Here is a 13,585-nt window from a genome sequence, read left to right as displayed (position 1 = left end):
GAGATGTCCGTCTCCACCACTGAGACCCGCGCACCGTCGGTGAGCACCGACGAGCGCCGCCTGCCCTGGACGCACATGCTGCTGACCGCTGCTGCGGCGCTGCTGCTGGCGATCCTCATCCTGTTCGTCGCGGACGCCTTCAGCGTCTTCTCGGCGATGATCCTCGGGTTCTTCCTGCACGTGATCATCGGCTACATCTACTCGCGCCTGCGGGAAGGGCCCCGCTGGGCCAAGGACCGCGTGGTCACCACGCTCGTCATCGGCGCTTTCGCGGTGGCCATGTTCCCGCTGCTGTCGCTGCTGTGGGAGGTCTTCTCCCGTGGCGTCCCGCGCGTCATCGGCGCGCATCCGGAGCCCTTCGCCTTCTGGAACCGGCCGATGTCCGGTGTCATCGGCGGAGCGGACGCCGGCGGCGTATGGCACGCCATCGTCGGCACCCTGCTGATCACCCTGTGGGCCTCGCTCATCTCGATCCCCGTGGGTCTGCTGACCTCCGTGTTCCTCGTGGAGTACGCGCGGGAAGGCTGGAAGCGCACCCTGGGCAAGGGCGTGACGTTCCTGGTGGACGTCATGACCGGCATCCCCTCGATCGTCGCCGGTCTGTTCGGCCTGGCGCTGTTCCTGGCGATCCTGCCCGATGACCAGTCCGGCACCCGCATCGGCGTGATGGGTGCGATCGCCCTGTCGCTGCTGATGATCCCCACCGTGGTCCGTTCGAGCGAGGAGATGCTGCGTCTGGTCCCGATGGAGCTGCGCGAGGCGGCCTACGCCCTGGGCGTGCCCAAGTGGCTGACCATCATCCGCGTGGTGCTGCGCACCTCGATCGCGGGCCTGGCCACTTCGGTGACGCTCGCGATCGCCCGCGTGATCGGCGAGACCGCGCCGCTGCTGCTGACCGTCGGCATGACTACCAGCGTGAACTACAACGTGTTCAAGGGGCAGATGGCCACCCTGCCGACGTTCATCATGGACCAGTACCGCAAGGGCAGCGCGGTGTGCCGCAACGATACGGTCTCCGATACATACACCGGCGAGGTCTACCAGTGCGTGACCTCGGCGAACATCGACCGCGCCTGGGCGGCAGCGCTGACGCTGATCCTCATCGTCATGCTGCTGAACCTCATCGCCCGCGTGATCAGCCACTACTTCTCCCCGAAGATGAGCCGCTGAGCCGGCCGTCCCAGCACCGAAAGGACCTTCGATGGCAGCTCCGATGCCCATCAACGTCGAGAACCTCAACATCTACTACGGGGACTTCCTGGCGGTCGAGGACGTCAACGTCCAGATCCACCCGCGCTCGGTCACCGCGCTGATCGGCCCCTCCGGCTGCGGCAAGTCCACCTTCCTGCGCACTCTGAACCGTATGCACGAGGTCATCCCCGGCGCGTACGCGAAGGGCCTGGTGGAGGTCGACGGCCGTAACATCTACGGCTCCGGTATCGACCCGGTGAACGTGCGCCGCCGCGTCGGCATGGTGTTCCAGAAGCCCAACCCGTTCCCCACCATGTCGATCCGGGACAACGTGCTGGCGGGTGTGAAGCTCAACAGCACCCGCATGTCCAAGGCGGACCAGGAGGAGCTCATGGAGACTTCCCTGCGTGGCGCGAACCTGTGGGACGAGGTCAAGGACCGCCTGGACAAGCCGGGCCTGGGCCTCTCGGGCGGTCAGCAGCAGCGCCTGTGCATCGCCCGCACCATCGCGGTCAAGCCCGAGGTGGTCCTCATGGACGAGCCGTGCTCGGCGCTGGACCCGATCTCCACGCTCGCGATCGAGGATCTGATCCACGAGCTCAAGGAGCAGTACACGATCGTGATTGTGACTCACAACATGCAGCAGGCCTCGCGGGTGTCCGACCGCACCGGGTTCTTCAACATCGCCGGGACCGGCAAGCCGGGGCATCTCATCGAGATCGACGACACCGAGAAGATGTTCACCAACCCCAGCAACAAGGAGACCGAGGACTACATCTCCGGCCGCTTCGGGTGATCGTGCTGGCGCTGCGGCGCATCACCTGCAGCGCCTGACGTGACCTGGCGGCCCCTGACCCGATCCGGCTACGTTTCCGTGGGAATACCCCTGCTATTCCCACTAGAACGTAGCCGGATCGCGTTGTGCGGGCTGTGCTCCGCGTGGGGCCCGATCGGAAGGGCGGGCAGGGCAGCGGCTGGGGCGGTGGCGCGCCCCACAGGGCAGGGATGAGGAGGCCGACGGGGCGGGTCCGACTGGGGGATGACACCGCCGACGCAGGATGATGCCGCGGGCCGACGCGCCAGGCCCGGGCCCGGCGAGATGGTGGGGCCATGAACACCGCACCTCTGCTTTCTCACTCCTCGGCCCGCCCCGAAGCAGGCGCACACCCGAGCGCCTCCGCCTCGCAGCCCGCGGGAGCTGTGCATCCCACGTCCACTGCGCACCTCGGGTCCGCCGCGGTGCCGGCCGCTGCGCAGCCTGCTGCCGCCTCGGCGCCCGCTGCTGTGCACCCTGCGCACGCCGCGGCACAGCCCGTCGGCGCTGCGACCCAGCATCCCGCTGCCGCCCCGGCCCCCATCGGGCTCGTGCCGGTCCTTGCTGGGCGCGCGCTCACCAAGGTCTACGGCGGCGACGGTGCCAGCACCACCGCGCTGGACGGCGTGGACCTCGACATCGCCGCGGCGGACTCCCTCGCCGTCATGGGCCCTTCCGGCTGCGGCAAGACCACGCTGCTGCACACCCTCGCCGGGATCCTTCAGCCCACCTCCGGCACCGTTCTGCACGACGGCACCGACCTCGCCTCCCTCAGCGACCACCGCCGCACCCGCCTGCGCCGCAGCGCCTTCGGCTTCGTGTTCCAGGACGGCCAGCTGCTGCCCGAGCTCACCGCGCTCGAGAACGTGATCCTGCCGCGCATGCTCGGCGGCACCTCGCGTCGCGCCGCGACGAAGGAGGCGCGTGCCTGGCTGGACCGCCTGGGACTGGCGGGCATGCACGATCGTCGACCCACCCAGCTGTCCGGTGGGCAGGCGCAGCGCGTCGCGATCGCCCGCGCCCTCGCCGGCCGCCCGTCGGTCGTGTTCGCGGATGAGCCCACGGGGGCCCTCGACCAGGCCACCGGGCATTCCGTGCTCGATGTGCTGGTCAGCTCCTGCCACGACAGCGGCGCGGCGCTCGTCATGGTCACGCATGACCCGCAGGTCGCGGCCGTATGCCGCCGCACCGTCGCGATGCGCGATGGGCGGATCGCCCAGGAGTTCGTGCGGCCCGACGCGGAGGTGCAGCGCGGCCCCGTCGGACACGCCCCTGTCGGCCCTGCCACGGCTCAGACCGGTATGGCCCCCGTCGGCCCTGGCACCACCGTCCACCCCACCGAGGTGACCCGATGAACGCCCTGCTCACAGCCGCCCCATTGTTGCTGCGCCGTCGCGGCGCTCTCGCCGACATCCTGCCGATCATCGCGTTCGCCGCCGCCACCGCGATCCTCGCGACCGTCCTCGGCGGTACCGCCGCGTTCATCGGCCGCCTCCCCGAGGGCGGGCAGATCCCGCGCACCGGCGAGGGCTCGATCATCGGCCTCCTCGTGCTGTGCGCGGTCGTCGCCTGCGTGCTGCTGGTCCCGAGCGCCATGGGCCTCGGCGGCTCTGCGGCGCGGCTGTCCCTCGCTCGCCGGGAGAAAGACCTGGCCACGACCCGTCTGATCGGCGGCACCAGCGCGCAGGTCGGCGGAATCGCCGTGCTCGACGTCGCCGCGCAGGCGCTGCTGGGCAGCATCGTGGGCATCGTCCTGCACATCCTGGTCAGCCCGCCGCTGTCGCGCCTGGACTTCGGGATCGCGCCCTTCACCACCGCGGACCTGCTCATGCCCTGGTGGGCATACCCGCTGCTCGTGCTCGGGGTGGTGGTGCTGGCCTCCGGCTCCGCTGCGATCTCCCTGACCGGCGTGGTCCTCAGCCCCCTGGGCGTGGCCCGAGACTCCCGCGTGGTGCGCATGAGCGTCATCCGCGTGCTCGTCTGGGGTGCCGCGGTGCTCGGTTTCCTCGTGTTCTCCCAGGTGGGCGGGGCACTGTTCGGTGACGTGGCCGACGGGGGGTTCGTCATCGTGGTCACCGTCGTGTTCGTCGGCGCGATCGTGGCGGGCCTGAACGTCGTCGGCCCCTTCGTCGTGTGGATCACCGCGCGGCTCCTCGCCCGCCTCGCCCCGAGCCCGGCGCTGCTGGTGGGAGCCCGGCGCCTGGCCGCCGACCCGCGGGCCGGCTGGCGCGCCGTCTCCGGCATCACCTTCGCCCTGGTCATCGCCGGGTTCCTGACGGTCCTGTCGCTGCTGTCCGAGCCCACCACCCCGGAAGAGGCGATGATGACCACGGCGCTTGCGACCGGTGGCGTGCTGACCCTGGGGATCGCCGCGGTGCTCGCCGCCGTCTCCACCGGCGTCACCCAGACCGCGCGCGTGATCGACCAGGCGCCCGTGCTGCGCAGTCAGCACATCGCAGGTGCTCAGGTGCCGCAGCTGCACCGCGCCCGCATCGCCGAGATCTCGGTGCCCGTCGTGCTCAGCACGGTGCTTGCGATCCTAACCTCCGCCATGGTGGTCGCGGCGCTCGGGTTCAACACCGCGAACCCTGCCGCAGCCGTGCAGTACCTCGCGAGCGTGGTCGGGGCGTATGCGCTGGTGATCGGCGCAGTGCTGGTGGCTTCGCCGCTCGTGCGCCGCTACGCGCTGCGACCGGTGGGATGAGGCAAGCGGGGCCGCGGTCGCTGGGCGGCGTGCGTACCCTGGGGGTATGGACATTCCCTCCGTGACCCCCAAGGACGTGCCGGACGGCGCGCATCTGCTGGATGTGCGCGAGCAGCAGGAATGGGACGCCGGGCATGCGCCGGGCGCCCAGCACCTGCCCGCCAGCACCCTGCTGCAGAACCTCGACCAGCTGCCCGAGGACGATGCGGACCTGTACATCATCTGCCGCTCCGGTGGCCGCAGCCGCCAGGTCACCCAGTGGCTGAACGGCAACGGCTTCGACGCGATCGACGTGTCCGGCGGTATGGGCGCGTGGATCGAGGACGGTCTGCCGCTGGAGTCCGACGGGGACGGCGAGCCCTACGTCCTGTGACGGCGGCGGGGCCCCTCGGCCCTCCCGACCCGTCTGCCCCGTCGGGCGCGCCCCGTCAGCCCATCGGGTGCGCCCTGTCTGCCCCGTCGGGCCAACCGAGAGAACGGGCGCCCGGCGCCCGCTGATCACAGCGGCAGCACATCGCGCAGCAGCGCGTACCCCACGAACGCCACGACATCCAGCAGGGTGTGGGCGATGACCAGCGGCAGGGTGCGCCCGGTGCGTCGGAACCACTCCCCGAACAGCAGCCCCATCACGAGGTTCGCAAGCCCCGGGCCGATGCCCTGATACGTGTGGTACGCCCCGCGCAGCACCGCCGAGGCGATGATGATGCGCCGGGGCGTCCACCCGATCGCCTCGAGGCGCCGGTACAGGTAGCCCACCACCACGACCTCTTCGAGCAGCGCGTTCTTCAGCGCGTGGAGGATCAGCACCGGCACCGTCCACCAGTACGTGTCCAGCGCCGCGGGGATCACCTCCACGGTCAGCCCGAGGGCGCGCCCGGTGTAGTAGATCGCCAGGCCCGGGATGCCGATCCCGGCCGTGATGAACACCCCGTGCAGCAGGTCGCGGGCGGGCCGGTCCGCGGCGAGCCCCAGATCCGCGAGCGCCTGCCGCAGCGACCCCGCGGTGAGCGTGACCAGCAGGATCACGAGCGCCACGGGCATGAGCGTGAACGTGATCGACAGCAGCTGCTGCAGCAGATCCCACCAGGGGCTGGGGTCGCGGGAAGGATTCAGCGCCGTGGATTGCCCCTTCAGCGGCCCCGCCGCGAGGGCCTGCAGCAGTGCGAGCAGCGAATACACGGCGCTGCGCCCCAGCGACAGCGCGAGCACGATCACCACTTCGGCGCCCAGCAGGCGTCGGTTCGGGGTGGGGGAGGTGCTGGTCGGGAGGCTCGCGTCGGCCTGGCCTCGGGAGCCGGCGTCGGCCCGGTCCCGGGAATCGGCGTCCATGCCGCGGCTCGCGTCGGCGCCGGTGGCCGGGGTGCTGCCGGCGCTGTCGGCTGGCGGGACGGCGGCGGGGCCAGAGCCGGGAGGTTCGGGGGTGCGCACCTCCCCATGGTCCCATCCACCGCGGGTCCCATCGCGAAGTCCCCTCCCGGGTCCCATCGCATGCCCCCATCGCGGGGCCGACGGGGGCGTGCCAGACTCGAGGCATGAGCATCACCGACGCTGATCCCGTGCCCACGACCCGTCGACCCGCCGTTCTCATCACCGGTGCGAGCCGCGGCATCGGCCGAGCGATCGCCGATGAGCTCGCCGCTGACCATCACCTCATCTTGGGCGGGCGCGATGCGGATATGCTCGCTGATCTCGCCTCAGCGTTCCCCTCAGCCGAACCTTTCGCCGCGGACCTCACGGATGTGGACGCCTTGGGCCGGGCGGTTGCGGCCCTGGAGCTGCCGGAGGGCCTTGCCGGGGTGGTGCACTCTGCAGGAATCCTGGTCAGCGGCACCGTCGAGGATCTGTCGGCGGGGGAGTGGACGCGGTCCTTCGCCGTCAACGTGGTGGCGGTCGCGGAGCTGACGCGCCTGCTGCTTCCGGCGCTGCGGCAGGCCCGCGGGACCGTCGTGACCATCAACTCCGGCTCCGGCTTCCGGGCCGGATCCGGGGGTGGCGCGTACTCGGCCTCGAAGTTCGCGCTGCGGGCGTTCACAGACGCACTGCGGATCGAGGAGCATGAGCACGGGGTGCGCGTCAGCTCCTTGCACCCCGGTCGGGTTGCCACCGATATGCAGCGTGAACTGCGCTCTTTTGAGCGTGGCGAGTACCGTGAGGACGACTACATGAAGCCCGCGACGGTCGCGGTGACCGTGGGGCTCGCGCTGCGCCTGCCGCCCGACGCCAGCATCGACACCCTTTCCGTGCGCCCGCGCTGAGGCGGAGCGCCGCCTTCTCGCCGCTTCGCACTTTTCCGGGCATGTTCGGGCCGCGGATGCCTGGAAAAGCGCGGAGCGCGTGATGAAGGGAGCTGGGCGGGCGCCCGCGCCACGTCTCAGTGCTGCGGGGTGAACTCCTCCTCGAGCAGGGCTGCGCGGCCGGCTTCGAGCCGGGCCACGGGCACGCGGAACGGGGAGCAGGAGACGTAGTCCAGGCCCGCCCAGTGGAAGAAGTGGATCGATGCCGGGTCGCCGCCGTGCTCGCCGCACACGCCCACCTTCAGGCCCGGCCGGGTGGAGCGGCCGCGCTCGGTGCCGATCCGCACCAGCTCGCCCACCCCGAACTGATCCAGCGACTCGAACGGACTGATCAGCAGGATCCCGCGGTCGCGGTAGGTGAAGAAGAACCCGGCCTCCACGTCGTCGCGGCTGAAGCCCCACGTGGTCTGCGTGAGGTCGTTCGTGCCGAAGGAGAAGAACTCGGCTTCCTGCGCGATCTCGTCGGCCCGCAGCGCCGCCCGCGGCAGCTCGATCATGGTGCCGATGGTGGTGGTGAGGTCCTGGCCGCTTTCGCGCCGCACGTCATCGCGCACCGCCAGCAGCTCCTGTTTGATCTCCCGCACCTCCCGCACGGAGCTGACCAGCGGGATCATGATCTCCACTCGCGGCGCCCCGCCGTCGGCGAGCGCGAGTGCCTCCGCTTCGAGGATCGCGCGGACCTGCATGCCGTACAGCCCCGGGATCGACAGACCCAGCCGCACACCGCGCAGCCCCAGCATCGGGTTCTGCTCGTGCAGGCGACGCACCGCATCCAGCAGCCGCAGATCATGCTCGGTGGCGCCCTCGTGCTCCTCCGCGCGGGCGATCCGCACCGACAGCTCGGTGATATCCGGCAGGAACTCGTGCAACGGCGGATCCAGCAGACGGATCGTCACCGGCCGCTCGCCCATCTCCTGCATGAGCGCGAGGAAGTCCCCGCGCTGCAGCGGCAGCAGCGCATCGAGCGCCACCTGCCGCTCCCCGGGGGTGGCAGCGAGGATGAGGGCCTCTACGAGGGGCCGACGGTCCCCGAGGAACATGTGCTCGGTGCGGGCCAGGCCGATGCCCTCGGCGCCCATGTCGCGGGCTCGCGCCGCATCTTCGGGGGTGTCGGCGTTGGCGCGCACCCGCAGGCGCCGCACCCGGTCCGCGACCCCCATCAGCAGGTGCACCGCCTGCACAAGCTCCCCGGCCTCCCCGGCGGCGGCCTGCTCCACGGTCACCTCACCGCTGAGGTACCGCGCCACATCGGAGGGCTCGACCGGCTGCGCCCCGAGGAACACCTCCCCGGTGGTGCCATCGATGGAGATCTCATCGCCCCGTCGGGCCGCGATCTCCCCGTTCAGGCGGATCACTCCGTCGGCCTCGTCGACCTCGAGGGCCTCCACCCCCACCACGCAGGTGCGGCCGAGCCCGCGCGCCACCACAGCGGCGTGGCTGGTGCGGCCGCCGCGGGCGGTCAGCACCCCGGCGGCGGCGATCATGCCGGCCAGGTCGTCGGGGTTGGTCTCGCGACGCACCAGGATCGCGGGGGTGCCGTCCCACTGGGCGGCTTCGGCCTCTTCGTTCGTGAAGGCCAGGGGACCGACGGCCGCTCCGGGGGAGGCGTTCATGCCGCGGGCGATGGCCCGTCGGCCGGGATCCGGGGCGAAGTGCGGGAACATCAGCCGCGTCAGCTCCGCGCCGGACACCCTGGTCAGAGCTTCCTCCGCGCTGATCGTGCCCTCCTCGACGAGGGTTGCGGCGATGCGGAACGCCGCGGCGGCGGTGCGTTTGCCCACCCGGGTCTGCAGCATCCACAGGGTCCCGGACTCGACGGTGAACTCGATATCGCACAGGTCCCGGTAGTGCTCCTCGAGCTGCTCCATGATGCCGCTGAGCTGGGCATACACCTCCGGCATGACCTGTTCGAGCTCGGGGAGGGAGCGGGTGTTGCGGATCCCGGCGACCACGTCCTCGCCCTGCGCGCGCACCAGGAAGTCGCCGTAGATGCCGGGGGCGCCGGTGGCGGGGTCGCGCGTGAAGCCGACGCCGGTCGCGGAGTCCTCATCGAGGTTGCCGAACACCATCGCGCCGATGTTCACCGCGGTGCCGGACTCATGCGAGATCCGCTCGGCGTTGCGGAACACGATCGCGCGCGGCGCGTTCCAGGAGCGGAACACCGCGAGCATCGACCGATGCAGCTGCTCGTGCGGATCCTGCGGGAAATCCGCCCCGGTCTCGCGGCGGATGATCGCCTTGAACTCCTCGACCACGCGCTCCATGTCCGCGGCCGACAGCTCCACGTCGGTGGCCACGCCGCGCTCGGCCTTCTGGCGGTCCAGGACCTCCTCGAAGAGGTCCGCGTCGATGTCCTGCACGGTGCGGCCGAACATCTGCAGCAGCCGCCGGTAGGAGTCCATCGCGAACCGCTCATCGCCGCCGGCCATCGCGGCAAGCCCGTGCACCGTCTCATCGTTCAGCCCGACGTTCAGCACCGTCTCCATCATCCCGGGCATGGAGCGCGCGGCCCCGGAGCGCACGGACACCAGCAGCGGCTCGTGCGGGTCGCCGAAGCGGCGGCCGATGGACTCTTCCACGCCGATGAGCTGCTCGCGGATCTGCTCGGCGAGTCCCGCGGGAATGTCCCCGTGGTGCATGAAGTAGCGGCAGGCCTCGGTGGTGATGGTGAAGCCCGGCGGGACCGGCAGCCCCATCCGAGTCATCTCCGCCAGGTTCGCGCCCTTGCCGCCGAGCAGGTCCTTCTGCTCCATCGAGCCGGCGCTGAAGGGGTAGACGTACGTGGTCATCGCGGTGAGCCTCCTTGTGCCCGGGCCGACGGCGGCGTCGGCTGCCCGTCCTCGTCGACGGTGGGCTGTGGGGTCATCGTGCCTCGCCTCCACCGGTCGCGCCGGGGACCTTCGGCGGAGTCTCGAGCGCGCCCGCGCTCAGCCCTCCAGGTGCCGCAGCAGCTCGGCGGCGCAGCCGGTGTATGTCGCGGGCGTGAGGGCCAGCAGCCGCTCGCGCTCCGCCTCGGGCAGCCCGAGCGAGCCGATGAACTCGCGCATCGCGGGCCCGTCCACGCGCTGGCCGCGGGTGAGATCCTTGAGCCGCTCGTACGGGTTCTCCATGCCCTCGACGCCCTGCACACCGAGGGTCCGCATGACCGACTGCACCGCTTCGCCGAGCACCTCCCAGTTCCCATCGAGGTCCGCGGCCATGGCGTCGGCATCCACGTCCAAGCCCGCGAGACCCTTGCGCAGATTAGAGATGGCCAGCAGCGAATGCCCGAGCGCCGGGCCGATGTTGCGCTGCGTCGTGGAGTCGGTGAGGTCGCGCTGCAGGCGCGAGGTGACCAGCGTCTGGCTGAGCGAATCCAGCAGCGCCCCGGAGATCTCGAGGTTCGCCTCGGCGTTCTCGAAGCGGATGGGGTTCACCTTGTGCGGCATGGTTGAGGAGCCGGTGCCGCCCTGCGCGGACAGCCGCTGCCGGAAGTACCCCAGCGAGATGTAGGTCCACACATCGGTGGCGAAGTTGTGCAGGATCCGCCCGGCGCGAGCGATGTCCGCGTACACCTCGGCCTGCCAGTCGTGCGATTCGATCTGCGTGGTCAGCGGGTTCCAGGTGAGCCCCAGGTGCTCCACGAAGGTCCGCGAGATCTGCTCCCAGTCGGTGTCCGGCACGGAGATGGCGTGTGCGGCGTAGGTGCCGGTCGCGCCGTTGATCTTGCCGAGCATCTCATCGGCGGTGATCCGACGGGCCTGGCGGCGCAGCCGATGCACGAACACCGCCAACTCCTTGCCGAGCGTGGTGGGGGTGGCCGGCTGGCCGTGGGTGCGCGAGAGCATCGGCACCTCAGCGGTGGCGCGGGCGAGCTCGGCAAGCTCGGCGATGAGCGCCTCGTAGGCTGGCAGCCACACCTCGTGCACAGCGCCGCGGATCATCAGCGCGTAGGAGAGGTTGTTGATGTCCTCGCTGGTGCAGTAGATGTGCACCACCTCGGCGAGCGGCTCAAGCGAGGTGCCAGCGAGCCGACGCTTGATGTAGTACTCCACGGCCTTGACGTCGTGGACGGTCTCACGCTCGATCTCGGCGTGCTCGGCGATCCCCTCAGCGCCGAAGTCCTCGGGGATGGCGCGCAGCAAGGTGCGCTCGGCGTCGGTGAGGTCGCGCAGACCGGGGATCGCCCCGGAATCCAGCAGGTGGATCATCCACTCGGTCTCCACCACCAGGCGGGAGCGGTTCAGCGCGGCCTCGGAGAGGTGGTCGACGAGCGGGGAGACCTGGGCGCGGTAGCGGCCGTCCAGGGGCGTGAGGGCGATCGGGGGAGTGATATCGGCGAAAGGCTGCGGCATGAGGCCCATTGTCCCTCACGGCCGGTGCTGTCTGGCCCCCACGGTCGATGCTCCGTGGCCCGCACGGCTAATGCTGCCCGCAGCCCCCGTCGGCCCCGGGGCGCCGTCCCGCGCAAGTCCCTCTTGCGCCCACCCCACCCCTATGGTTCACTACTCATGTAACTAACCGAGGAGGAGGGCATGGAGTTCACGAGCGACGCCCCGATCTACGTGCAGATCGCTGAGCAGATCCGCGCGCAGATCCTCACCGGGGACCTCGCCTCCGGCGACCAGATCATGTCCACCACCCAGTACGCGACCACCTACCGCATCAACCCCGCCACGGCGAACAAGGCCTTCGGGCAGCTGGTCCAGGAGGGCCTGATCGAAAAGCGCCGCGGACTGGGCATGTTCGTCACCGAGCAGGCCGCGGACCTCCTGCGTGACGAGGGCCGACGGGCCTACCGCGAACAGGTCCTCGCCCCCGCGCTCGAACGCGGCCGGGCCCTGGGCCTCACCCCTGAGCAGATCCGCGACCTCGCCCTGAGCATTCTGGAGGAGTCATGAGCACCCGCCCTGACCGCATGCCGAACCCGTTGGCCGGACCGGCCAGTGCCCGGTTGGAGGACGTCACCTACCGCTACCGCCGCGGCACGACGGCGCTGCAGAACCTCACGCTCGCGCTGCGGCCCGGCGTGATCACCGGCCTGCTGGGCCGCAACGGCTCCGGCAAGACCACCCTCGCCATGCTGCTCGCAGGCCAGAACCGCGCCACCAGCGGTCGCGTCCTCGTCGACGAGGCGTCCGTGTGGGAGGACACCGAGCGCATGGCCGCAGTCGCGCTCGTCTCCTCCGAGACCCGCGTGTTCGCCGACTACCGGCTGCGCGACACCCTCGAGCTGTGGGCCGAAACCCGCCCCACCTGGGATCAGGGTCTTGCCGATCGGCTGCTCGAGCAGTGGAAGCTCGACCCCGCGAAGGACCGGCCCGAGAGCCTCTCGCGCGGCCAGCTCTCCGCCTTCTCCGCCGTCCTCGGGCTTGCCTCCCGGGCACCGCTGACCATCTTCGACGAGGTGCATCTGGGGATGGATGCGGTGGTGCGTCGCCAGTTCACCACCGAGCTGCTCGCCGACTACGCCGAGCATCCGCGCACCATCGTGCTGTCCAGCCACCTCATCGAGGAAGTCTCTGACCTGCTGGAGGACGTGATCCTGCTGCACGAGGGGCGCCTGCTGGATGCCGGGGAGGCCGATGCGGTCCGTGCCCGCCACGCCGATCCCGCGACCCCGGAGCGGCTCCCGGACCTGACCGATGTGCTGATCCGCCTGACCGAGACCGAGCCGACGGGCCAGAGCGCCCCGCATGCCCCGACCACCCCGAAGGAGCTGTCATGACCACGCATCACACCCTGCGCAGCCTTCCGCGCGAGCACAGCGGGCTGTTCCTCATCGGCCTGATCGTCGTGGCCGCCGCGCACACGATCGGCCTGCTGCTGCCCGTGCTCCTCCCACGCCTGATGACCCTCGGCGTGGACATCGAGGTCACCGGCAACCCCGCACAGTGGGGCCTCGGGGAGGGCGGCATGCGCGGCTGGGGCGCGGCGCTGCCGCTGATCCACGCCGCCATGATCTGCGCCCTCGTCTACGGGGTCATCACCGCGTGCATGAGCCGCGTGAGCGTGAGCGCGGGCCTCACCCGCCGCGCCACCTGGCGCGAATCCGCCCGGTACCTCGCCGGCACCGCCGTGGTGCTGTGGGTGCTCGTGCTGCTCGCCGTGCTCGTGGCCCTCGCCCTGAACCCCGCGCCGCAGCTGCTGGAGGGGTCGATGCACCCGCTCGTGCAGCTCATCCCCGCCGCGGTGAAGATCCCGGCCGGTGCCGCACTCGGCTACCTGGTCGGCATGGCGTTCATGCGCTTCCACTGGATCGTGGGCGTCGTGGCCTGCGTGGGTCTCGTGACGCTGCTGACCTCGCTTCCGATCAGCGTCCAGCTCACGCCCTCGAGCATCACCGAGATGGTGGTTGTGACGGTGGGTGCGGTGCTCCTGGCGGTGGCCGCGGCCGCGGCGGCACGGGGGGTGGACGGCTCGGTGCCGGGCGATCCGGGAGCGGGGTCTTATACACATCTGACGCTGCCGGCGGAACCCCCTGTGGTGGATTTCGTGGGCTGCGGGATAATATAAAAAAAAAAAAAGAACAAAGAAATCTAGTATACAGACGGAGTGAAAATATATGATGCACAGCGCAATCTCATCTTAAGCTATTCAACG

At 70.5% G+C, this 13,585-nt stretch carries 12 protein-coding genes; 9 read left to right on the top strand and 3 right to left on the bottom strand.

Annotated features, from left to right (window positions below; translation table 11 throughout):
- Positions 1-3 precede the first annotated feature (3 nt).
- The 5 genes from pstA to MU407_RS02045 all read left to right on the top strand — a co-directional run bounded on the left by pstA (position 4) and on the right by MU407_RS02045 (position 5,082).
- Complete coding sequence (pstA, locus tag MU407_RS02065; RefSeq protein ID WP_246954928.1) at positions 4-1,170, top strand: phosphate ABC transporter permease PstA; 1,167 nt, start codon at positions 4-6, stop codon at positions 1,168-1,170.
- A 31-nt stretch (positions 1,171-1,201) separates the two neighbouring features.
- Positions 1,202-1,987 carry a phosphate ABC transporter ATP-binding protein PstB gene (gene pstB / locus MU407_RS02060; protein WP_246954927.1) on the top strand — a complete coding sequence of 262 codons (786 nt, stop codon included), beginning with the start codon at positions 1,202-1,204 and terminating at the stop codon, positions 1,985-1,987.
- A 569-nt stretch (positions 1,988-2,556) separates the two neighbouring features.
- A complete protein-coding gene (locus MU407_RS02055; protein ID WP_233190582.1) occupies positions 2,557-3,360 on the top strand; it encodes an ABC transporter ATP-binding protein in 804 nt (267 codons plus the stop codon).
- Complete coding sequence (locus MU407_RS02050; RefSeq protein ID WP_102234804.1) at positions 3,357-4,709, top strand: FtsX-like permease family protein; 1,353 nt, start codon at positions 3,357-3,359, stop codon at positions 4,707-4,709. Before MU407_RS02055 ends, MU407_RS02050 begins: the two co-directional genes overlap by 4 nt.
- Before the next feature lie 46 nt (positions 4,710-4,755).
- Complete coding sequence (locus MU407_RS02045) at positions 4,756-5,082, top strand: rhodanese-like domain-containing protein (protein WP_102234803.1); 327 nt, start codon at positions 4,756-4,758, stop codon at positions 5,080-5,082.
- A gap of 125 nt (positions 5,083-5,207) precedes the next feature.
- Here the strand turns inward: MU407_RS02045 and MU407_RS02040 are convergent, their stop codons facing one another.
- On the bottom strand, positions 5,208-6,137 hold the full coding sequence (locus MU407_RS02040) for a type II CAAX endopeptidase family protein (protein WP_233190557.1): 930 nt from the start codon (positions 6,135-6,137) through the stop codon (positions 5,208-5,210).
- Between the two features lie 104 nt (positions 6,138-6,241).
- Between MU407_RS02040 and MU407_RS02035 the strand changes: the two genes are divergently transcribed.
- A complete protein-coding gene (locus MU407_RS02035) occupies positions 6,242-6,964 on the top strand; it encodes an SDR family oxidoreductase (RefSeq protein WP_102234802.1) in 723 nt (240 codons plus the stop codon).
- A gap of 116 nt (positions 6,965-7,080) precedes the next feature.
- On the opposite strand, the gene ppdK is transcribed toward MU407_RS02035, so the two are convergent.
- On the bottom strand, positions 7,081-9,792 hold the full coding sequence (gene ppdK, locus MU407_RS02030) for a pyruvate, phosphate dikinase (RefSeq protein WP_246954926.1): 2,712 nt from the start codon (positions 9,790-9,792) through the stop codon (positions 7,081-7,083).
- 138 nt (positions 9,793-9,930) lie between these two features.
- Positions 9,931-11,337 carry an adenylosuccinate lyase gene (gene purB / locus MU407_RS02025; RefSeq protein WP_246954925.1) on the bottom strand — a complete coding sequence of 469 codons (1,407 nt, stop codon included), beginning with the start codon at positions 11,335-11,337 and terminating at the stop codon, positions 9,931-9,933.
- 180 nt (positions 11,338-11,517) lie between these two features.
- Here purB and MU407_RS02020 point away from each other — a divergent pair, with 180 nt between their 5' ends.
- The 3 genes from MU407_RS02020 to MU407_RS02010 are packed head-to-tail and all read left to right on the top strand — an operon-like array spanning position 11,518 to position 13,498.
- Positions 11,518-11,883 (top strand): GntR family transcriptional regulator, encoded by a 366-nt coding sequence (locus MU407_RS02020; protein WP_102234799.1) that lies wholly within the window; start codon positions 11,518-11,520, stop codon positions 11,881-11,883.
- Positions 11,880-12,710 carry an ABC transporter ATP-binding protein gene (locus tag MU407_RS02015; protein WP_246954924.1) on the top strand — a complete coding sequence of 277 codons (831 nt, stop codon included), beginning with the start codon at positions 11,880-11,882 and terminating at the stop codon, positions 12,708-12,710. The genes MU407_RS02020 and MU407_RS02015 overlap by 4 nt, the downstream gene beginning before the upstream one ends.
- The gene (locus MU407_RS02010; RefSeq protein WP_246954923.1) at positions 12,707-13,498 is read left to right on the top strand and encodes a hypothetical protein; all 792 of its coding nucleotides are present in this window, start codon (positions 12,707-12,709) and stop codon (positions 13,496-13,498) included. The genes MU407_RS02015 and MU407_RS02010 overlap by 4 nt, the downstream gene beginning before the upstream one ends.
- Positions 13,499-13,585: the final 87 nt, after the last annotated feature.

The organism is Brachybacterium sp. Marseille-Q7125 (assembly GCF_023062615.1).
Lineage (GTDB): Bacteria > Actinomycetota > Actinomycetes > Actinomycetales > Dermabacteraceae > Brachybacterium.
This window is presented reverse-complemented; position numbering and strand designations above follow the sequence as displayed.